At 60.7% G+C, this 21,943-nt stretch carries 20 protein-coding genes; 19 read left to right on the top strand and 1 reads right to left on the bottom strand.

Annotated features, from left to right (window positions below; translation table 11 throughout):
• Positions 1-11: 11 nt before the first annotated feature.
• A complete protein-coding gene (locus AC1ECN_RS31100; protein WP_164582130.1) occupies positions 12-944 on the top strand; it encodes an NAD(P)-dependent alcohol dehydrogenase in 933 nt (310 codons plus the stop codon).
• 58 nt (positions 945-1,002) lie between these two features.
• A complete protein-coding gene (locus tag AC1ECN_RS31095) occupies positions 1,003-1,710 on the top strand; it encodes a helix-turn-helix transcriptional regulator (protein ID WP_018068271.1) in 708 nt (235 codons plus the stop codon).
• Between the two features lie 39 nt (positions 1,711-1,749).
• Here the strand turns inward: AC1ECN_RS31095 and AC1ECN_RS31090 are convergent, their stop codons facing one another.
• On the bottom strand, positions 1,750-2,454 hold the full coding sequence (locus tag AC1ECN_RS31090) for a transcriptional regulator NanR (protein WP_018068270.1): 705 nt from the start codon (positions 2,452-2,454) through the stop codon (positions 1,750-1,752).
• Positions 2,455-2,632: 178 nt separating this feature from the next.
• Between AC1ECN_RS31090 and oiaX the strand changes: the two genes are divergently transcribed.
• From oiaX to AC1ECN_RS31005, 17 genes are all read left to right on the top strand, one after another.
• The gene (oiaX, locus tag AC1ECN_RS31085) at positions 2,633-3,889 is read left to right on the top strand and encodes a 3-oxo-isoapionate-4-phosphate decarboxylase OiaX (RefSeq protein WP_032989289.1); all 1,257 of its coding nucleotides are present in this window, start codon (positions 2,633-2,635) and stop codon (positions 3,887-3,889) included.
• A 5-nt stretch (positions 3,890-3,894) separates the two neighbouring features.
• Entirely contained in the window at positions 3,895-5,232 is a 1,338-nt protein-coding gene (locus tag AC1ECN_RS31080; protein ID WP_477955087.1) for a four-carbon acid sugar kinase family protein, read from the top strand.
• Positions 5,233-5,364: 132 nt separating this feature from the next.
• Positions 5,365-6,192: a phosphogluconate dehydrogenase C-terminal domain-containing protein gene (locus AC1ECN_RS31075; protein ID WP_024322037.1), complete on the top strand. Its 828-nt coding sequence runs from the start codon at positions 5,365-5,367 to the stop codon at positions 6,190-6,192.
• Between the two features lie 100 nt (positions 6,193-6,292).
• Complete coding sequence (locus tag AC1ECN_RS31070) at positions 6,293-7,234, top strand: D-ribose ABC transporter substrate-binding protein (RefSeq protein WP_024322036.1); 942 nt, start codon at positions 6,293-6,295, stop codon at positions 7,232-7,234.
• A gap of 73 nt (positions 7,235-7,307) precedes the next feature.
• Positions 7,308-7,952 carry a DUF2291 family protein gene (locus AC1ECN_RS31065; RefSeq protein ID WP_024322035.1) on the top strand — a complete coding sequence of 215 codons (645 nt, stop codon included), beginning with the start codon at positions 7,308-7,310 and terminating at the stop codon, positions 7,950-7,952.
• The gene (locus AC1ECN_RS31060) at positions 7,949-9,499 is read left to right on the top strand and encodes a sugar ABC transporter ATP-binding protein (RefSeq protein ID WP_477955080.1); all 1,551 of its coding nucleotides are present in this window, start codon (positions 7,949-7,951) and stop codon (positions 9,497-9,499) included. Before AC1ECN_RS31065 ends, AC1ECN_RS31060 begins: the two co-directional genes overlap by 4 nt.
• Positions 9,496-10,560, top strand: a complete 1,065-nt coding sequence (locus tag AC1ECN_RS31055; protein WP_017957302.1) for an ABC transporter permease — start codon at positions 9,496-9,498, stop codon at positions 10,558-10,560. The genes AC1ECN_RS31060 and AC1ECN_RS31055 overlap by 4 nt, the downstream gene beginning before the upstream one ends.
• Position 10,561: 1 nt before the next feature.
• Positions 10,562-11,596: a Gfo/Idh/MocA family protein gene (locus tag AC1ECN_RS31050; protein ID WP_027688147.1), complete on the top strand. Its 1,035-nt coding sequence runs from the start codon at positions 10,562-10,564 to the stop codon at positions 11,594-11,596.
• Positions 11,593-13,473 (top strand): D-apionate lactonase, encoded by a 1,881-nt coding sequence (gene apnL / locus AC1ECN_RS31045; RefSeq protein WP_164582134.1) that lies wholly within the window; start codon positions 11,593-11,595, stop codon positions 13,471-13,473. The genes AC1ECN_RS31050 and apnL overlap by 4 nt, the downstream gene beginning before the upstream one ends.
• Positions 13,474-13,530: 57 nt before the next feature.
• Positions 13,531-14,535: a dihydroxyacetone kinase subunit DhaK gene (locus AC1ECN_RS31040; protein ID WP_024322031.1), complete on the top strand. Its 1,005-nt coding sequence runs from the start codon at positions 13,531-13,533 to the stop codon at positions 14,533-14,535.
• A 3-nt stretch (positions 14,536-14,538) separates the two neighbouring features.
• Complete coding sequence (dhaL, locus tag AC1ECN_RS31035; RefSeq protein ID WP_024322030.1) at positions 14,539-15,183, top strand: dihydroxyacetone kinase subunit DhaL; 645 nt, start codon at positions 14,539-14,541, stop codon at positions 15,181-15,183.
• A 70-nt stretch (positions 15,184-15,253) separates the two neighbouring features.
• A complete protein-coding gene (locus AC1ECN_RS31030) occupies positions 15,254-16,507 on the top strand; it encodes an ABC transporter substrate-binding protein (RefSeq protein WP_130693145.1) in 1,254 nt (417 codons plus the stop codon).
• Positions 16,508-16,600: 93 nt separating this feature from the next.
• On the top strand, positions 16,601-17,500 hold the full coding sequence (locus tag AC1ECN_RS31025) for a carbohydrate ABC transporter permease (RefSeq protein WP_130687383.1): 900 nt from the start codon (positions 16,601-16,603) through the stop codon (positions 17,498-17,500).
• On the top strand, positions 17,497-18,381 hold the full coding sequence (locus tag AC1ECN_RS31020; protein ID WP_477955077.1) for a carbohydrate ABC transporter permease: 885 nt from the start codon (positions 17,497-17,499) through the stop codon (positions 18,379-18,381). The genes AC1ECN_RS31025 and AC1ECN_RS31020 overlap by 4 nt, the downstream gene beginning before the upstream one ends.
• Before the next feature lie 34 nt (positions 18,382-18,415).
• The gene (locus AC1ECN_RS31015) at positions 18,416-19,936 is read left to right on the top strand and encodes a DUF5060 domain-containing protein (protein WP_130676669.1); all 1,521 of its coding nucleotides are present in this window, start codon (positions 18,416-18,418) and stop codon (positions 19,934-19,936) included.
• A gap of 20 nt (positions 19,937-19,956) precedes the next feature.
• Positions 19,957-21,027, top strand: coding sequence for an ABC transporter ATP-binding protein (locus AC1ECN_RS31010; protein ID WP_477955076.1), 1,071 nt, complete (start codon positions 19,957-19,959; stop codon positions 21,025-21,027).
• 121 nt (positions 21,028-21,148) lie between these two features.
• A complete protein-coding gene (locus tag AC1ECN_RS31005) occupies positions 21,149-21,658 on the top strand; it encodes a GNAT family N-acetyltransferase (RefSeq protein ID WP_024322024.1) in 510 nt (169 codons plus the stop codon).
• Positions 21,659-21,943: the final 285 nt, after the last annotated feature.

Genomic DNA, 21,943 nt, shown 5'->3' with positions numbered 1-21,943 from the left:
GACGGCTTGCTATGAAGAGAATCCAATATCACAGATATGGCGGGCCGGAGCTGATGCAGCTTGAAGAGTGTGAACTTCGCGCAGCCGGCAAGGGCGAAGTCGTGGTGAAGGTCGCCTTCGCGGCAATCAACCCCATCGACTGGAAGGTTCGCAACGGCTATCTGAAAATGGTGACGGGGGAAACCTTCCCGCGGGCCATAGGCAGCGATTTTTCCGGAACGGTAACGTCCGTCGGCCCAGGCGTGACGCGCTTCAAACCGGGCGATGCCGTGTTCGGCCTCGCACATATCAGGGATGGCGGAGCGCTCGGCGAAGCTGTGATCGCACCGGAAGCCTTTCTCGCCAGCAAGCCTGGGTCTGTTTCCTTCGAAGATGCAGCCTGCCTCGCAACACCCGGAGTCACTGCATGGAACGGCCTCGTTGACAAGGCAAAGCTGACGGCGGGCAAACATGTGTTCGTCAACGGCTGCGCCGGCGCTGTCGGCGAGGCGACCGTTCAACTCGCACAGATGTTCGGGGCGACGGTTTCGGGAAGCTGCGGCGCGGCCTCCATGCAGCGCGCCCGAGACCGCGGCGTGCACTCTCTTTTCGATTATCGCACGGCCGACCTGTCGAAGATCCGCGATCGCTTCGATGTTGTCTACGACACAGCCGGCACAATGAAGATCAAGATCGGTCTCGGCCTGCTGCGCAGCCGCGGCGTCTTCCTCGACATTGATCCGACGCCCAGCAAATTCATTCGCGCGATGGTCGACCGCAGGCTGAAGCCAATCATCTGCACCGCGCGGGCCGACATCCTGGACGGGCTTGCCCGTGCCGCAGACGAGGGTAGGCTGAAGCTTCCGGTTTCCGAAATCGTACCGCTGAGCGATGGAATAGAGACGCTGACGGCTCTGGAACATGGCCGCAAGAGCAACGGAAAGGTCCTAGTCCGTGTGAATTGAAACCGATACTCCGGAGCCCCTTCGGCAGCACCGGCAGAAGCTGTGCTAAGATATAGTCATGTCCCAAAGCCAGAGATTGTTCGAAATTCTCCAGATTCTCCGCCGCCATCGCCAAGCGGTCTCCGGGAACTATCTCGCGCAAGAAACGGGCGTTTCCCTGCGGACGATCTACCGGGACATCTCGTTGCTGCAATCCATCGGCGCTGAGATCGAAGGGGAGCCCGGTTTCGGCTATGTGCTGAAGCCGGGTTTCATACTGCCGCCTCTCATGTTCTCGGAAGCGGAAATCAAGGCGATCACGCTAGGCGTGCAATGGGTCACCCGTCAGACAGACGAGGATCTACGCGCGGCGGCTCAGGACGCCCTTGCCAAGATCGAAGCCGTGCTTCCGTCGGAACTCCGTCATGGATTGACCGACAATGATTTCCATATCGGCCTCCCCTCGCTGCCGGCACCCGCAATCAGCCTCAAGATCCTGCGTCAGGCCATGCAGCAGCAGATGAAGCTGCGGATCATCTATAGAGACGCCGGAGATGCCGACAGCCACCGCATCATATGGCCGATTGCAGTCGCCTTCTTCGATTCCAGGCGGATCATTGCCGGGTGGTGCGAACTGCGACAGGATTTCCGGATGTTTCGCGCCGACCGTATCCTCGAAGCAGCACTCCTGGCCGATCGCTATCCCGGAAAGAGGCGGGAATTGGTCAAGCAATGGCGGGCGCAGGCGCAAGAAGCACGCGGCGCGGTGGCACGGGAGACCAGCTAATTCAGCGTCGGCCAGCGGCGATCGCCGAGTTCGTGTTAATTACTTCGCGTAAAGCGCTCGCGACCGCTCGAGATGCTTGAGGAGTGCTGTTTCAGAGCCATCCACGTCGTTTGCTTCAAGGCGATCGACGATTTCGTCGTGTTCGGCGAGCGTGAATTTTTCCTTGCCGGTCCAGATCAGCATCTCGGTATGGTATTCCTTCAGCCAGGCAAGCATCGCTTCGCTGACGGCGACGTAGATCGGGTTGCCTGATATCTGCGCGATGCGGGTGTGGAATTCCATGTCCGCGTCGATAAACTCTTCGGCCCGCCCAAGCGACATTCGCTGGCGTTCGATGATGTTCCTGAGATCGGCGATATCGCTTGCAGAGGCGCGCTGCGCGGCCTCTCGCGCCATGCCCCGCTCGAAGAAGATGCGGGCGCTCTTGAGATATTCCAGCGAGTCCGACGATTGCGACAGCATGATCTTGGCGGTGAGATCGACCTGGCGGAATATCGATTTTGCCGTCAGCCGGAGAACCTTCGCCCGCTCACCGTGCGAAATGCTGACCAGACCTTTGTTGGCAAGGGACTGCATGGCCTCCCTGATCGCCGGCCGGCCGACGCCGAAGCGTTCCATCAGCACGCGCTCGGAGGGCATTTCGTCGCCGGGCTGAAGCTCGCCCGAGGTGATCATTCGCTCAAGTCGATCAAACACTTCGTCAGAGAGTTTCCGGCGGACGATTTGTTCGAGGGGCTGGGTCATCACATCTCGCTGGCTCAAAATGTTTCCTCCTAACAGTTTTCCGGGTCGAGAACAAAGCTGTCAGCGAAAATTTGCGGATCCGAAAATTCTACTTTTCATAAGTTGGAATACTCATTATACCAGATCATGAGTTGACGCCATGGCAATCTGCCGGGCGAGAGGAGCAACCGTCCGTTCCATGATGATTACCCTGACCTATCGTATCGAAACGCCCGGCAGCGTCGAGGCGATGGCGGAAAAGATCGCGAGCGACCAGTCGACCGGCACCTTCGTGCCCGTCCCGGGCGAAACCGAAGAGCTGAAGTCGCGTGTCGCCGCCCGCGTGCTGGCGATCCGCTCACTCGAAGATGCGCGCCATCCAACCTGGCCCGAGGTCGCCCCCGGCACACTGCTCAATCGTGCCGATGTCGACATCGCCTTTCCGCTGGACGCGATCGGCACCGACCTTTCGGCATTGATGACCATTGCGATCGGCGGCGTCTATTCCATCAAGGGCATGACCGGCATCCGCATCGTCGACATGACGCTGCCCGACGCCTTCGGGAGCGCGCATCCGGGACCGCAATTCGGCATTCCTGGAAGCCGCCGCCTCACCGGCGTCGAAGGTCGCCCCATCATCGGAACGATCGTCAAGCCGGCGCTTGGCCTCAGGCCGCACGAAACGGCGGAACTCGTCGGCGAGCTGATCTCATCCGGCGTCGACTTCATCAAGGATGACGAAAAACTGATGAGCCCGGCCTATTCGCCGCTCAAGGACCGCGTTGCGGCAATCATGCCGCGCATTCTCGATCACGAGCAGAAGACCGGCAAGAAGGTCATGTATGCCTTCGGCATCTCGCATGCCGACCCCGACGAGATGATGCGCAACCACGACACCGTCGCCAAGGCCGGCGGCAACTGCGCTGTCGTCAATATCAACTCGATCGGCTTCGGCGGCATGAGCTTTCTGCGCAAGCGCTCCAATCTGGTGCTGCACGCGCATCGAAACGGTTGGGACGTGCTGACGCGCGGCCCCGGCGCCGGCATGGATTTCAAGGTCTACCAGCAATTCTGGCGGCTGCTGGGCGTCGACCAATTCCAGATCAACGGTATCAGGGTCAAGTATTGGGAGCCGGACGACAGCTTCGTCTCGTCCTTCAAGGCCGTCAGCACGCCGCTGTTTAATGCCTCCGATTGCCCGCTTCCGGTTGCCGGTTCGGGCCAGTGGGGAGGACAGGCGTCCGAGACCTATCAACGGACCGGTCGCACCGTCGATCTTCTCTATCTCTGCGGCGGAGGCATCGTCAGTCATCCCAGCGGCCCGGCGGCCGGGGTTCGGGCCGTGCAGCAGGCCTGGCAGGCCGCGGTCGCGGACATCCCGTTGGAGACCTACGCGAAAGATCATCCGGAGCTCGCCGCTTCGATTGCAAAGTTCAGCGACGGCAAGGGCGCATGATCGCGATGGATGAACCTCTCGTCAGCTATTACGGGGACGACTTCACCGGCTCCACCGATGTCATGGAGGCTCTGGCCTCGAACGGTGTCTCGACCGTGCTCTTCCTCGACGTTCCAACGCCGGAACTGCTCGCGCGCTTCAGGGATTGCCGGGCAATCGGCATTGCCGGGACAAGCCGTAGCGAGACGCCCGCATGGATGGGAGAGCACCTTACGCGCGCTTTCGAATGGCTGAATTCGCTCGGCGCTGATATCTGCCACTACAAGGTCTGCTCGACCTTCGATTCCAGTCCCGAGATCGGCAATATCGGCAAGGCGATCGAAATCGGCCGCACGGTGTTCGGGCAATCCATCGTGCCCGTCATCGTCGGCGCGCCGCAATTGAAGCGCTACACGGCTTTCGGCAACCTCTTTGCCGCTTACCAGGGCCGGGTCTTTCGCATCGATCGCCATCCCGTCATGAGCCGCCATCCGGTCACCCCGATGGACGAGGCGGACCTTGCGATCCACCTGTCGAAGCAGACCCGGCTTCCCGTCCTGGTCGCCGATCTTGTCGCCATCACCGCGACGGACGCCGATGCGCGGATCGACGAACTGGCGTCGGCTTCAGAAGGGATCCTGCTCATCGATGTCGACTCCGAGGCGACGCAGGAGGTTGCCGGTCGGCAGCYGCTTCGTGTCACTGGCCGCTCCGGAAGTTTTGTCGCCGGCTCCTCGGGTGTCGAATATGCCCTGCTTAGCGCATGGCGGCGGAGCGGTTTCATCGGCAACAGCGGCGCCGAGTTTCCTGATATCGGCCCGGTCGACCGCCTCGCCGTCGTGTCAGGCAGCGTATCGCCGACGACCGAGCGCCAGATCCGAACGGCTGTCGAGAGCGGCTTCGAGAGTATCGCGCTCGATCCGCTTGCACTGGTCTCGGAGAATGGCGAACAGACGGTGGATGCAGCGGTTGAGGCAGGCACCCAGAAGCTCAGGCAAGGCAAGAGCGTCATTCTCTACACCGCGCTTGGTCCGTCTGCCGACCGCGGCACCGACATCGACAGGCTTCCGGGCGCTCGTCACCGGCTCGGCAGCGCGCTCGGCACGATCTTGCGCCGCCTGATCGAGAACGAAGGGCTTTCACGTGCCGTCGTCGCCGGCGGCGACACATCAAGTCATGCGCTCAGGCAGTTGAAGATCGACGCGCTGACGACGCTTCTTCCGCTGCCGCAGACGCCTGGTTCTCCGCTTTGCCTTGCGCATGGCGACTATCAGCCGACCAACGGCCTGCAGATCGCGCTCAAAGGCGGCCAGGTCGGGACGGACGGCTATTTCGTCCAGATCCGTGAGGGAAGGAAGCGCTGATGGTTTCCTTCGGCATCGGCCGAAACGTGCGATCGCAGAAAAACGTGACTCCAACAAATTAACTAGTGATATGGTGATTGACTCATCATACCAGTATATGATCCTATCGAGAACGGGAAAAGGTGAGGAAACATGACTAAGATTGCCCTCTTCGGCGCAGGCGGGAAAATGGGATACCGGCTTGCCAAAAATCTCAAAGGCTCGCGTTTCGAGGTCCGCCATGTCGAGGTGAGCGACGCAGGCAAGGCCCGTTTGAAGAATGATCTCGGTGTCGATTGCGTGCCCGTCGATATCGGACTCGACGGCGCTGAGGTGGTGATCCTTGCCGTGCCGGACACGGCCATCGGCAAGGTCGCGGCAGGCATTGTCGACAAGCTCCCATCAGGCACCATGGTGATCGCGCTGGACGCTGCGGCTCCCTTTGCCGGCCACCTGCCGAAGCGCGATGATCTTACCTATTTCGTCACCCATCCCTGCCATCCGCCGATCTTCAACGACGAGACGGACATGCAGGCGAAAAAGGACCACTTCGGCGGCCTCTTCGCCAAGCAGCATATCGTCTCGGCGCTGATGCAGGGCCCGGAAAGCGCTTATGCGCTTGGTGAGGAAATCGCCAAGCTGATCTGGGCGCCGGTCATGCGCTCGCATCGGGTCACAGTCGACCAGCTTGCCATGCTCGAACCGGGCTTGTCGGAAACCGTCTGCGCATCGCTGCTCGTCGTCATGCGACAGGCCATGGACGAATGCGTGGCACGCGGCGTGCCGGAACAGGCCGCCCGCGACTTCCTGCTCGGCCATATGAACGTGCTCGGCGCGGTCATCTTCAAGGAAGTCGACGGCGTGTTCTCGGATGCCTGCAACAAGGCGATCGAGTTCGGCATCCCGGCGCTGATGCGCGACGACTGGAAAAAAGTATTCGAACCGCAGGAGATCGCCGAAAGCATCCGGCGCATCACCTGAACCGGCCTGGGGAGGTAAGCCCTCCCCCTCAACTGCGCCGGGGAGACGGGGTCTAGCCGCCCCAGGGAGAAGGGGCTTCATTCACAACAGGGAGGAAAATATGAAACTGACGCGCAGACTGACACTTGCAGCTTTTGCCGGCGCATTGGCGCTCGGAACGGCTCTTCCGGCCTTTTCGGCCGACCTCATCGCCATCATCACGCCGGCGCATGACAATCCCTTCTTCAAGGCCGAAGCCGTCGGCGCCGAAGCCAAGGCGAAGGAACTCGGCTACGAGACGTTGCTCATGACGCATGACGACGACGCCAACAAACAGTCCGAAATGATCGACACGGCGATCGGGCGCGGCGCCAAGGCGATCATCCTCGACAATGCCGGAGCCGACGCCTCCGTCGCGGCCGTCAAGAAGGCAAAGGATGCTGGCATTCCCTCCTTCCTGATCGACCGCGAAATCAACGCCACGGGCGTTGCCGTCGCCCAGATCGTCTCGAACAACTACCAGGGCGCCCAGCTCGGGGCGCAGGAATTCGTCAAGCTGATGGGCGAGAAAGGCAATTACGTCGAGCTGGTGGGCAAGGAGTCCGACACCAATGCCGGTATCCGCTCGCAAGGCTATCACGACGTCATCGACGACTATCCGGACCTGAAGTCCGTCGCCAAGCAGTCGGCCAATTGGAGCCAGACGGAAGCCTATTCGAAGATGGAAACCATCCTCCAGGCAAATCCCGACATCAAGGGCGTCATTTCAGGGAATGACACCATGGCCATGGGCGCGATCGCAGCGCTGCAGGCTGCCGGCCGCAAGGACGTGATCGTCGTCGGCTTCGACGGTTCCAACGACGTGCGCGACTCCATCAAGTCGGGCGGCATCAAGGCAACAGTCCTGCAGCCCGCCTATGCGCAGGCTCAGCTGGCGGTGGAACAGGCAGACGCCTACATCAAGAACAAGATGACCCCGAAGGAAGAGAAGCAGTTGATGGATTGCGTCCTCGTCAATGCTGACAATGCCGGCAAGCTAGAGACCTTCGCCCTGACGAACTGATCAGCCGCGAATTGCAGAGGGCGCAGCGCTGTGCCCTCTGCAATGCATTTCGCAAGACGTCGAGGTTTACTGCATGTTGAGAATGAAGGGCGCTCTGCTCGCTGCCGTCGTGGCGGCAGCCTTGCCCGGTTGCAAGATCATCAAGACGCCGACGGCTGAGGAAAAGGCTGCGGCAGCGGCAAAGACCGCCTTCGACCCGAATGCAAAGGTCGAGGCGATCTGGCAGTCCGAGGCAGTGCCCTATTTTGAAAAGCGCGCCGGCGACCTGAAGGACGTCATGCAGCTTTCCGCCTCCAGCCCCGACGCCGCCGGCGAGAAATACGGCAATCCCCGCAAGCAGAGCAGCTCGCCATGGACCTATGCGGTGAAGATCACCGGCAAGGTCGTTGCGGCCGATACGGCGTCGCGCGCGGCAACGCTCGATGTCGACGCCGATGGCGACGGCAAGGCCGATGCCAAGGTGCAGATCGGGCCGGCGCTGCGCGGCACGGCGCTGCGCGACACGCTGGATTTCGTCAATTTCAATGAATTCAAGAACCAGATCGAGTGGGCGCAATTCGGCAAGGCCTTCAACGAGAAGGCCAATACGGCTTTTCTGTCCGCCGTCCCGCGCGAAGGCCTGGTCGGCAAGACGGTGACCGCGATCGGCGCCTTTCCGCTGCCGAAGAGCGGCGAGCTTCCGCTCGTAACACCTTCGGAACTGAAGGTCGGCCCATGACCACAGGAGAGGCACAAAAGGACGACATTATCCTGCGCCTCGACGAGGTGTCGAAGGTCTATTCGGGTATCGTCGCCGTCAAGCGCGCCAATCTCGAGCTGCGCCGTGGCGCGGTGAACGTCCTCGTCGGCGAAAACGGTGCAGGCAAGTCGACGCTGATGAAGATCATCGCCGGCGTCGAGCGTCCGACGCTCGGCCGCATCATCCTGGACGGCAAGCCCGTATCCTTCGACAGCCCTGCCGATGCGCAGGCGCACGGCATCGGCATGATCTTTCAGGAGCTCAATCTCTTCGCCAACATGTCGGTTGCCGAGAACATCTTCGCCAGGCGCGAGATCACGCGCGGCATCCTCGGTATCGATCACAAGGCACAGGTGCAAAAGGCCAATGCGTTTTTGAAGCGTCTGGATGCCGGCATTGAGGCCGAAACGATGGTCGAGGATTTGCCAATCGGCCAGCAGCAGCTCGTCGAGATCGCCAAGGCGATGTCGTTGAATGCCCGCATCCTGATCATGGACGAGCCGACGTCGGCGCTTTCGGCGGCCGAAGTCGAGATCCTGTTCAAGGTGATCGCGGAACTGAAAGCCCAAGGTGTGGCGATCGTCTATATCTCGCACCGGCTCGAGGAGCTGATGCGGATCGGCGACTACATCACCGTGCTGCGTGACGGCCAGGTCACCGGCGAGGCAATGGTGCGCGACATCGACACGCGCTGGATCGTGCGCTCCATGATCGGCTCGGATGCCAAGGATTTTGCAAAATCCGTGGACCACGCCGTCAGAGCTGAGGTCTTTCGCGCCGAAAATATCAGCCTGCCGCGGCCGACAGGCGGGCTTTCGGTCAACAATGTCTCCCTGTCGGTCAAGGCAGGCGAAATCCTCGGCATCTACGGCCTGATGGGCGCCGGGCGCAGCGAATTCTTCGAATGCGTCATCGGCCGTCACACACACTCGACCGGCAAGATCTTCATCGACGGCAAGCAGGTTCGCGCCCGCGACACCACGCGGCGCATCCGTCGCGGCCTTGCGCTCATTCCGGAAGACCGGCAGCGCGAAGGTCTGGTCCCGGTGCTTTCCATCGCCTCGAACCTGACGCTGGCGAGCCTTAGCCGCTTCACCCGGCTCTTCCATATCGACAGAGGCGCGGAGAAGAATGCTATTCGCGATGCGATCCGCGACCTCTCTATCAAGGCGCCGAACCCGGATTTCGAGGTGACCTCGATGTCCGGCGGCAATCAGCAGAAGGTCGTCATCGGTAAGGCATTGATGACCAATCCGAAGGTGCTTCTGATGGACGAGCCGAGCCGCGGCATCGATGTCGGCGCCAAGGCCGACGTCTTCCGCACTATGCGGCGGCTGGCGGCAAACGGGCTCGCTATTCTGTTTTCGACTTCCGACCTCGAGGAGGTCATGGCGCTTTCCGATCGCATCGCGGTTTTGAGCAACGGCCAACTGGTCGCCGTCTTCGACCGGAACGAGGCCACGGAAGAAGCCATAATTGCGGCTTCGGCCAAGGGACACGGACATCAAGGGAAACTCGCGTCATGATGGCGGCTACGTCAACCACTCTCGCGCCGAAGGGTGCCAACGGCTCGGCGCTTCTGACGCTGATGAAGCTCAGGACGTTCATCGCGCTATTTGCCGTCATCATCTTCTTTGCGATCTTCGCACCGAACTTCACCTCGACGGCGAACATGATCCTGATGTCGAAGCATGTGGCGCTGAACGCCTTCCTGGCGATGGGCATGACCTTCGTCATCATCACCGGCGGCATCGATCTCTCGGTCGGATCGATCGTCGGGCTTTGCGGCATGGTCGCCGGCGGCCTGATCCTTTACGGCATCGAATTGCCGATCGGCTACACGATCTTTTTCAACCTGTTCGAGATCGTGCTGATCACCCTGTCGATCGGCCTGCTCATCGGTCTGATCAACGGTCTGCTGATCACCAAGCTCAACGTCGCGCCCTTCATCGCCACGCTCGGCACGCTCTATATCGCCCGCGGTCTCGCTTTGCTGTCATCGGACGGCCAGACGTTTCCGAACCTTGTCGGCCGGCCGGAATACGCGACGACCGGCTTCGATTTCTTCGGCGCGGGGCGCATTCTCGGCCTGCCGGTGTCGATCTGGATTCTGATCGTGCTTGCCCTGCTGGCGGCCTATGTCGCCCGCTCGACACCGATCGGTCGTCACATCTTCGCCGTCGGCGGCAATGAGCGGGCCGCGCGCATGTCCGGTATCCGGGTCGATGTCGTAAAGATCTTCGTCTATATGTTCTCCGGACTGTGCGCCGCCATCGTCGGCGTCGTCATCTCCTCCGAACTGATGGCAGCCCATCCGGCCACCGGCGAAAGCTTCGAACTCAATGCGATCGCCGCCGCCGTGCTCGGCGGCACCTCTATGTCGGGCGGCCGCGGCACGATCGGCGGCACGATCATTGGCGCCTTCGTCATCGGCATCCTCTCCGACGGATTGGTGATGATGGGCGTTTCCTCTTTCTGGCAGATGGTCATCAAGGGCCTCGTCATCATCATTGCCGTCGTCGTCGACCAGGCGCAACGCCGCCTGCAGCAGCGCGTTACCCTCATGCAGATGGCAAAGGCAGGTTGAGATGACGGTATTGAAAGGGGCTTTGATCGGTTGCGGTTTCTTTGCGGTCAACCAGCTGCATGCCTGGAACGATGTTCGAGGTGCCGGCATCGTCGCGATCTGCGACCGCGACCCGGAGCGGCTGAAGATCGTCGGCGATCAGTTCGGCATCGATCGCCGCTATGGCGATGCCGAGGCTTTGTTTGCCGATGGCGGTTTTGATTTCGTCGACATTGCCACAACAGTCCAAAGCCATCGCTTTCTCGTCGAAATGGCGGCTCGGAACAAGGTGCCGGCCATCTGCCAGAAGCCGTTCGCCAAGACCTTGTCGGACGCGAAGGCGATGGTCGAGGCGTGTCGCAATGCCGGCATCCCCCTGATGGTGCACGAGAACTTTCGCTGGCAGACGCCGATCCAGGCCGTGCGCAAAGCGCTGGAGGCGGATGCCATCGGCACGCCCTTCTGGGGCCGCTTCTCCTTCCGTTCGGCCTACGACGTCTTCTCGGGCCAACCCTATCTGGCCGAGGGCAAGCGGTTCATCATTGAAGACCTCGGCATCCATACGCTCGATATCGCCCGCTATATCCTAGGCGACGTTCGATCGCTCACGGCCCGCACCAAGCGGGTCAATCCCGCCATCAAGGGCGAGGATGTCGCGACCATTCTGCTCGATCATGAAAACGGCGCCACGTCCGTCGTCGACGTCAGCTACGCCACCAGGCTTTCCAGGGAGCCGTTCCCCGAGACTTTGATCGAGCTCGACGGTTCTGAGGGCACGATCCGCCTGACCCAGGGTTACGGCCTCGAAATTACCAACGTCAAGGGCACCACCACCACTGACGTATCGCCGAAGCTGCTGTCATGGGCCTCGCGGCCCTGGCACAATATCCAGGAGAGCGTCTATGCGATCCAGCAGCATTGGGTCGACCAGTTGGAGCGCGGCGCCGAACATTCGACGTCAGGGGTGGACAATCTGAAGACCTTTGCCCTGGTCGAGGCCGCCTATGACAGTGCTGCCGGGGGACAGACGATCGATGTCGGAGCGATGCTGCGATGACGATCGATGCGTTCAAGCTCTACGGCACCCATCTCGTCGATCCGCCACCGGTTCGCCTGAGAGCCGGAAAATTGGAAGCCGATCTCGCCAACGGCAACCTCCGCACCATCCGCTACGATGGGACCGAGGTGCTGCGAGCGATCTCCTATCTCGTTCGCGACCGGGACTGGGGGACGTACAGCCCTGATATCGCCGATCTCCGGATCGAGCAGAGTGACGATCGTTTCGAGGTCGCCTATCTCGCCCGCTGCGAGGGACCGGATGATACGAAGCTCATCATCGATGTTCGCATCGTCGGAAGCCCGGATCGGCTCGACTTCGAGGCCGAAGCTATCGCGCCAACCGGCTTCGAGACCAACCGCTGCGGTTTCTGCATCCTGCATCCGATTGTCATTGTGGCGGGTTCACCGGCGACGGTCGAGCATGTCGACGGACAGATCGTGGCGACACGGTTTCCCGATGTCATCGAGCCCTGGCAGCCGTTCAAGGAGATGCGCGCCATCACCCACGCGGTCATGCCTGGCGTTCAGGCGGAATGCCGGATGGAGGGCGACACCTTTGAAATGGAAGATCAAAGGAACTGGTCGGACGCATCCTACAAGACATATGTCAGGCCGCTCGCCCTGCGCTGGCCCTACCAAATTGCCGCCAATCAGCCTGTCCGGCAGAAAACGTCGCTTGTTATCAGGGATATCAGCGGTTCGACACGGCATCCTTCTGGGGTGTCAGGCGGCGCTATAAAACTTGAACTCGGTGGGCGCACCGGCACCATGCCTGATATCGGCGTGATCATCACACCCGAAGAAGCCGATGCGAGCCTCTCGGCAAAGTCCGTTCTGTCGGAGATTGCTCCCCAGGAACTCCTCTTCCATTTCGACCCCGGTGCCGGGCACGACGTCGAAGCGCTCAGGCGGTTTGCTGCGATCGCCGCGGCCCATCGCGGCCGCTCGATGCTGGAGATCGCCCTTCCCTCCAGGTCGTCCCCGTCAAGCGAGGCGGCCGAGATTGCCCGCCAGATGCGGCTGGCGGAATTCAGGCCGGATGCGATCATGATATCGCCATCCGTCGACCGGCAGTCGACGCCGCCCGGCAGCAAATGGCCGGATTGCCCGCCCCTGGATGAGGTCTATGCTGCCGCCCACGCCGCCTTTCCCGGCATTCGCATCGGCGGCGGCATGCTGAGCTATTTCACCGAGCTCAACCGGAAGCGCGTACCCGATGGACAGCTCGACTTCGTCAGCCACTGCACCAATCCGATCGTGCATGCGGCCGACGACCTCAGTGTCATGCAGACATTGGAAGCGCTGCCCTTCATCACGCGATCCGTTCGGGCGATTTATGGCGACAAACCCTACCGGATCGGCCCATCGACGATCCCGATGCGGCAGAACCCCTATGGTAGCCGCACGATGGACAATCCGGCTGGCGGGCGCATCCCCATGGCCAATCGCGACCCGCGCCACAATGCACGCTTCGGACAGGCCTTCGCGCTCGGTTATGCGATACGAGTGCTGGGTGCCGATCTGGAATGCCTGACGCTATCAGCCTTATCAGGTCCGTTCGGTCTGATCGCCGGTTCGGGGGAACCGACCGAACAGGGTGGACGTCGTCCGCTGTTCGACACTGTCCGGACACTGTGTCAATTGGCTGGTGCAACCTGGCGGGAATGCGTCTCCTCCTCTCCCTCCGAGGTCCTGTCTTTCGTTGCAAGGGATGCTACAGGCGCCAGGCTTTACATCGTCAATCTGACGAGCGAAGAACGAAAGGTCGATTGCGGCGCATGCGGGCCGACCGGGAAAGACTCAAGCGGGGATCTGCTGCTTGCCCCATTGGCTGTCGCCGTCTTGCCGCTGGAGCACGACGCGCTGGCGGATTGACCTCCAGCGGTGCAACTGCATCTATGCGATCGGAACTCGGCTCTCGGGAGGATCGATGTGAAGACGAAGAAACTTATCAATGCCGGTGCGGATGCCGTCGATGAGATGCTGCAGGGGATCCTGGCGGCGCATCCGCGCCATCTCTACGCGGTAGAGGACATGCCCCGCGCGATCATTGCCAGAAACGGGCCACGCAAGGGCAAGGTCGGACTGGTCATCGGTGGTGGATCCGGGCACGAACCGACATTTCTGGGCTTTGTCGGCAAGGGGCTGGCGGACGCCGCCGCAATCGGCAACGTCTTCGCGTCGCCGCCGCCCGATCCGATTGTCGCCTGCGCCATGGCGGTCGACGGCGGCGCCGGTGTCCTGTTCATGTATGGCAATTATGCCGGCGACGTGATGAACTTCGACATGGCTGCCGAGATGCTTGCGCTTGACGAGATCGAGGTACGAACCGTCCTGACCACGGATGACGTGGCGTCTGCTCCTCCCGATCAGCGGGACAGGCGGCGGGGCGTGGCGGGCAACGTCTTCATCTTCAAGGCCGCCGGCGCAGCCTGCGATCTTCTCTATTCCTTTGACGATGTCGAGCGTGTCGCCCGCCATGCCAATGCGCGAACTTATACGATGGGTGTCGCGCTTTCCCCCTGTTCGCTGCCCCAGACCCTCCGGCCGAACTTCCTGATCGGCGAAGGCGAGATGGAGATCGGAATGGGCATCCATGGGGAGCCTGGCGTGGCGCGCGAGCCGCTGAGGCCGGCCGACGCGGTGACCGACGAACTCCTGGACAGCATTCTTCGCGAAATGAAAGCAGACCGGGGCGATCGTGTCGCCGTGCTCGTAAATTCGCTGGGTTCGACCCCGATGATGGAACTCTACATCATGATGCGGCGCGTGAAGTCCCGGCTCGACGATGCCGGGCTCATCCTCCATACGTCGCTCGTTGGGAATTACTGCACCTCGCTCGAAATGGCCGGCGCGTCGATCACGGTCATGCATCTTGACGACGAGCTTCAGCGATTGATCGACCACCCCTGTGATTGCGCGATGTTTGCGAGGTAATCGATGACGTTTACGACCGAAGACCTGCAGCGCATGTTTGCTGGGATTGCCGAGGATATTGCGGCAGAGAGCGACCATCTCTGCGCGTTGGACGGCGCCATCGGCGATGGGGATCACGGCCTTGCCATGGATGCAGGCTGCCAGGCCGCGGCGAAAGCGGTCGGCGAACTTGCCGCCGGAATTGCCCCGACAACCGCGTTCAACGTCGCGGCAAAGGCATTCCTGAATGCGGTCGGCGCTTCGTCCGGCCCGTTATATGCCACGGCCTTGATGCGCGCCGGAGCCGCCGCCAAAGACAAGCAGACATTGAGCGATGACGACTTCCTCAGCGTCTTTGCGGCAATGGCACAGGGAATMCAGGAACGCGGAAAAGCCGAACCCGGGGAAAAGACGATGGTTGACGCCTGGAAGCCCGCGGCTGACGCGGCACTCGATGCCTGGCAGTCGGGAAAGCCCCTCCCCCAATGTTTCGAGGCAGCGGAGAGGGCAGCGCGGGCAGGCTGTGAAGCGACCAGCAATATGACGGCGGCCAAGGGACGGGCTTCGCGATTGGGGAGCCGCGTGATCGGGCACATCGATCCCGGCGCCGCGTCCGCCGTCATCATCATCGCCGCCATGGCCAAATTTGCTCAACGTCGCAATGGTTAGCTCGTCATACCAGTTGACATGTCGATGACTATCTGCAACAAGGGGCCCGGCTTACAAGAGGAGGACGGTAATGCTGACCCTTTCCGCGAAATTGAAGACTGCGAGCCTCGTTGCGATCGCCATGGCGTCGCTATCGGCAACGCCGGTTCTTGCTGAAGACATCACACTCTGGACCCTCAACTTCGACAATAATGCCGCCAATACGGCCCTGAAAAAGGTGGCGACAGATTTCGAAGCCGCAAATCCTGGAACGCATGTCGAGATCGTCCAGCGCGCCGTCGACGAGCACAAGACCGCCCTGCGTGTCGCTGCAGGCTCCGACAAGGGGCCAGACATTTACTTCAGCTGGGCGGGCCTCGGCCTCGGCGGCGAATATGTGAAGGCCGGCCTGTCCCTGCCGCTCGACAAGTACTATGCCGAGTATAAGTGGAACGACGAGTTGCTGCCCTCGGCAGCGGCTTTTGCCGACCTTTATCCCGGCGGCAAGCACGGTGTCCCCTTCACCTTCAAGGGTGAGGCCGTCTACTACAACAAGAAGCTTTTCGAACAGGCCGGCATCAAGGAAGAGCCGAAGACCTACGAGGAATTCCTTGCCGCAGCCGATAAGCTGAAGGCTGCAGGCATTCCGGCCTTCACCTTCGGCGGCACGGTCAACTGGCACGTCATGCGCCTCATGGACGTCATCCTCGAAACGAAGTGCGGTGCTGAAAAGCACGATGCGCTGAAGGCGATGACGCTGGACTGGACCAAGGAACCCTGCGCGACGGAATCCTTCGCGGAGTTTGCCAAGTGGACGAAGGACTATACGCTGCAGCCATTCATGGGCATCGACAACAAACAGTCCTACAGCCTCTTCACCGCCGGTCGTGCGGCGATGATGCTCGAAGGCGACTGGCTGGTTAGCCAGCTCGACGGCTCCGGTGTCAATCTCGATGACTACGGCATTTTCCCCTTCCCGACCAACACCGACCGGCTCTATGGCTTTGCCGAGTACAATTACATCAGCACCAAGAGCAAGAGCCCTGACGTAGCGGCGAAGTTTCTCGACTATTTCCTCTCGACGAAGGTGCAGCAGGACCTGCTCGGCCAGCTGAGCTCGACCTCCGTCAACAAGAACGTACAATATGCCAACCAGAAGCCGCTCGAAGCGGAATGGCTGGGGATCTTCCAGAAATACGGCAAGGTCTACATGAACGGCGACCAGGCGTTCCCGCTCGATGTCACGACGGAATATTTCCGCGTTATCAATGACGTCGCTTCCGGTAGCACCGAGCCGGCCGAGGCGGCCAAGCAGCTGCAGAGCTTCATCGCCAGCAGAACCTGATTCCTCCCGAGGCGCCAGCCGATCGACCTCAGGGTCGTGCGGCTGGCACATTCTTTCGTGAGCTGGCAGCAAATGCACCGCCAGGAGGAAAACATGTCACTTCGACAATCGTCACATGATCCGCGCGTGCAAGCGCTCATCCTGCTCGTGCCGGCCCTGGCAATCTATGCCGTCTTCGCCCTCTATCCGATGCTCAATGTCGTCATCCTGAGCTTCCAGAAGTGGAACGGGCTCGATCCCAATCGGCAATTTGTCGGCGTTGCGAACTATTCGGCGATTTTCACCAAAGATCCGGTCTTCTGGGTGGCCTTCCGCAATACCGTGATCTGGACCGTGATGAGCCTGATCTTCCCCCCGATGGTCGGACTGCTGCTGGCGCTCAGCCTCAACCAGAAGATATTCGGCCGCAATGGCCTCAGGGCCATCTTCTATCTGCCAGTCATCATCGCGCCGATTGCCGTCGCCACCATGTGGAAATGGATGTACGACCCATTCTTCGGTCTTTTCAGCCAGTTGCTCACCTCGTGGGGCATGCAGGGCTGGATCAAGGACTGGCTGGGCAACAGGGATATCGCCCTTTATTCCGTCTTCGTCGCCTATCTCTGGCAGACAGTCGGCTTCTCGATGGTCCTGTTCCTGGCGGGCCTGCAGAACGTCTCTCAGACACTCGTAGAGGCCGCCCGCATCGATGGCGCCGGCCGCTGGAAGGTGTTCAAGCATGTGACATTGCCGGCATTGCGCCCGACAATCACGATCGTCCTCGTTCTTTCCGTCATCTCGTCCCTGAAGGCTTTCGACATCGTCTATGGCCTGACGGGCGGCGGTCCGGCGCAATCTACCCAGATGCTGGCGCTCTGGGCGTTCACGCAGGCCATGCAGATCTTCGATTTCGGACGGGGAGCGGCGATTTCGGTCGTGCTGCTGCTGATCACCATGGCCGTCGTCATTCCCTATCTCAAATGGACCCAGAAGCACGAGGAGGTTGAATCGTGACAGCAGTGCCGACCGACCAGACCGCGGTGCATTTGCAGGTCGAACCATCGTCGATGAAGCGGGATCCCATTCTGATCGGCCTCTGGATCACGCTTGTTATCGTGGCGCTCGTCTGGGTCGCGCCGTTCGTCTTCATCGTCTTCACCTCGTTGAAGACGCCGGCGGMTGTGACAGGCACTGGCGCCTTCGTGCCGCCAACCGACCTCGCTTTCGAAAACTACAGCGCTGCATGGAGCCGCGGCAACTTCGCAAGCTCCTTCTTCAACAGCGTCATCATAACGGTCATCAAGGTGCCGCTCGGGCTGTTCCTTTCGGCGATGGCCGCCTATGCCCTTGCCAAGATCAAGCTGAAGATCACCAAGGCCCTGCTGCTGCTCGTCGTGTTCGGCACGATGATCCCCTTCCAGGTGATGCTTGCGCCGCTCTTTACCCTGGTGAATTCACTCGGCCTCATCGACACCTAYCCSGGCGTYATCCTTCCCTACATCGCCTTCGGYGTTCCMTATCAGGTYTTCATCCTGCATGGCTTCTTCAAGAGCATTCCCAAGGAGCTGTCGGAAGCAGCGCTGATCGACGGTGCGAGCCACTTCGTCATCTTCAGGCGGATATTTCTGCCTGTGTGCCTGCCCGTGCTCGCCGCACTGCTCATCCTCGACTTCGTTTCCACCTGGAACGAATTCGCCATGGCGCTGGTGCTGCTCCAGGATCAGCACATGTGGACCTTGCCGCTCGGCCTGATGTCGTTTCAGGGGCAGTTCTCCAGCAATTACGGCCAGCTCAATGCGGCCATCGTGATGACCGTCCTGCCGGCGACGATCGTTTATCTCATGTTCCAGCGTTACTTCGTCTCTGGCCTGACCTCCGGTGCTGTCAAAGGCTAGCGACCACAAAGCTATTCCATGAGGAGAATATTCTATGTCTGATGCAACAGTCGAAAAATGGGGCGTGTTCGAGGCCTCCTTTGATGGACCCTCCGGCGGCAATCCCTATCTCGACGTGGCATTCGATGCCGTGTTCACCCATAAGAGCCGCGAAGTCCGCGTGCCGGGCTTTTATGACGGCAACGGGACCTACCGTATCCGCTTCATGCCGGACATCGAAGGCGAATGGTCGTTTCTGACGCGTTCCAAGACTGCTGCACTCGACGGCAAGACTGGCGCACTGATTGCGGCCAGACCCTCGGCCGGCAATCACGGCCCGGTGCGCGTGCGCAACAAATTCCACTTCGCCTATGCGGACGGCACCCCGTTCCTCTCCTTCGGGACGACCTGCTACGCCTGGACGCACCAGCCGCTCGAAATGCAGAAGCAGACCCTCGAAACCCTCAAGAAGGCCCGCTTCAACAAGCTCCGGATGGGCGTGTTCCCGAAGGATTATCCCTATAACGTCAACGAGCCGCTGTACGCCTGCTTCGAACGCGGAGCGGACGGGAAGGAAGACTTCGACCGCCCGAGCCCCGCCTCGTTCCAGCACTTCGAGAAGCAGGTCGCGGCGCTCTGCCAACTTGGGATCGAAGCGGATATCATCATCTTCCATCCCTACGATCGGTGGGGCTATGCCGACATGTCGGCCGAACAGGATTTTCGCTATGTCGAATATCTGGCCGCTCGTCTCGCCGCCTACCGGAACGTCTGGTGGTCGCTTGCCAATGAATATGATTTCCTCATCGATACGAAGCCGATGGAGCAATGGGATCGCTACTTCCACATCCTGGAGGAAAACGACCCATACCAGCACCTGCGCTCCATCCATAATGGCGACGTGACTGCGAATTTCGATCATCGCAAGCCGTGGGTCACGCACACCTGCATTCAAAACCCTGACGTCAAGCGGACACAGGAATGGCGCGATGCCTATGGCAAGCCTGTCGTCAACGACGAGCCGGAATATGAGGGTGACATCCTGCAATCATGGGGCAATCTCAATGCGCAGGAGCTCGTGCACCGCTTCTGGATCACGATGGCGCGCGGCGGCTATGCCGGCCATGGCGAAACCTATTCCCATCCCGAGGACCTGATCTGGTGGGCCAAAGGCGGGGAACTGCGCGGCGAAGCGTGGAAACGCATCGGCTTCCTCCGGGACCTCCTGGAAGCCGATGTCAAGCACGGCCTCGAGCCGCTCGGCATCATCGGCGAATGGCCCTGGTCCCGCGTGTCGGGCGCCCGCGACGGCGACGGCGATTTTCGTCTGATCTATTTTGGCGAGCATCAGCCGGTGATCTGGTCCACCGGCCTGCCGGTCGACGGCGACGATTATGATGTCGATCTCATCGACACATGGGAGATGACGATCACGCCGGTCGAGAAGGTGGAGGCGCCCATTCCACATCCGACACGCCATGGCTCGGTCGTGCGCGGCGGTAAGCCGGACGCGGCCTTCGGCGTCAAAATTCCGCGTAAGCCATATCAGGCGCTGCGCGTGCGCAGGAAGCGCTAGAAGATGGCAAGGGGTACGAAATGTCTGGCTTGAGCATCAGAAACGTCAAGAAATCCTTCGGCACGGTCGACATCATTCATGGTGTCGACGTCGAGATCGCCGATGGTGAGTTTACCATTCTCGTCGGCCCCTCCGGCTGCGGCAAGTCGACATTGCTGCGCATGATTGCGGGGCTCGAGGATATTACCGCCGGTCAAATCAGCATCGACGGCCGGGTCGTGAACAATCTGCAGCCGAAGGATCGCGATATCGCGATGGTCTTCCAGAACTATGCGTTGTACCCGCAGATGACGGTCTCCCAGAACATGGGATTTGCGCTCGAGCTCGCCGGGGTCAAGCGGCCGGAAATCGAACAGAAGGTCGGTGAGGCTGCGGCAATTCTCGGATTGCAGCCGCTTCTCGATCGAAAGCCGGCTCAGCTGTCGGGCGGACAGCGGCAGCGCGTCGCGATGGGCCGCGCCATCGTTCGAGATCCGAAAGTCTTTCTCTTCGACGAACCGCTCTCCAATCTGGATGCGAAACTGCGCGTGAAGATGAGAGCGGAGATCAAGGCTCTGCACCAGCGCCTGAAGACCACGATCGTTTATGTCACCCACGACCAGATCGAGGCCATGACCATGGCTGACAAGATCGTCGTGCTCCACGGCGGTCGCRTCGAACAGATCGGCAGTCCGCTCGAACTCTACGACCGACCGCGCAACATCTTTGTCGCAGGTTTCCTCGGCTCCCCCGCTATGAACTTTCTCGAGGGAACCCTTGAGGGCGCAGGCAACCCCGCATTGTCGCTGCCGGGTGGATCACGCGTAGCACTTTCGCGGGCTCCAGCCAATTCCRCCAACAGACCGTTGACGCTGGGTATTCGTCCCGAAGACATCACCTTCGGTGGCGAAAACGGTGTGGATGCCGTGGTCAAGGTGGTCGAACCCACGGGATCGGAAACCCATGTCGCCGTGGAGCTCGAAGGCAGGGAGCTGACATGGGTCGTTCGCGAACGTGTCGAACTAGTGCCAGAACAGCCGGTGAAGCTTTCTTTCGAAACGGCCAAGGTTCACTTCTTCGACCGGCAGACGCAGCAGCGCCTGAACGCCTGAATAAGGCGCGTCAGCAGATCCGTCGAACGCGGAACCGGAATTTGCCCTGGCAGACGAAGTGGTGACTTGTACTCTCGAGTCTCGCCAAAACGGTTTTGGTTGAGGATGAGGTAGCGAAGACATGCGCATTCGAAGGGCCGGCTCTGCTGACGCGGAGGAGCTGAGCAGTCTCCTGAACGAGATCATCCGGGCTGGCGGAACAACCGCACTCGAGACGCCGCTTTCGGCTGCCGAGTTTGCGGACTGGTTCATCGATGGCGAGTTTCCTCTTACCTGCCATGTTGCGGAGCACGATCAGTCGCTCGTCGGTTTTCAGTCCCTGAGCTTATACGGCGATCCGCCGAAAGGCTTCGCCGACATCGCGACCTTTGCCCGCATGACCCCAAGGACCCCAGGCGTCGGCACCGCTCTCTTCCCCGCAACCCGAGCCGCAGCGGAAGAATTCGGGCTCGAATTCATTAATGCCACCATTCGGGCCGACAACGTCAGCGGCCTTGGCTATTACACAAAGATGGGCTTCAAGACCTATGATCGGCTAATCCAGGTTCCGCTTCAGGACGGGACGCCCGTCGATAGAATCAAGAAGCGTTTCAGGGTAGACGCCAAGCACCACACGATACCCGACGCCTGAAACGTGTTCGATGGTGCTGTGGGAGTGCTTGGGCTCCAAGGGCCGGACCGGTTCAGCCGTCTGCAGCGTCGCCTGTTGTCGGGGACACCAATAGGCCGATACTGCCTCTTTGCAGGCCGCACTTTGATGCGGCGACGTACGTGGGGCAAAATCCATGGCGGCGTTTTGGTGAGCGGTCATAGAAGTGTGCATAACCGCGCGCTTTGAGAAGTGATTGCTAGTCTGGGGATTCTCAAGCCGGGGCAAATCATGATTCGATTCTGCCATGAAGAAACGGCTCCCCTC

Source organism: Rhizobium sp. 01N447_2, assembly GCF_056399245.1.
Note: the sequence above shows the minus strand (reverse complement) of the source record. Positions and strands in the feature narration are given on the sequence as shown.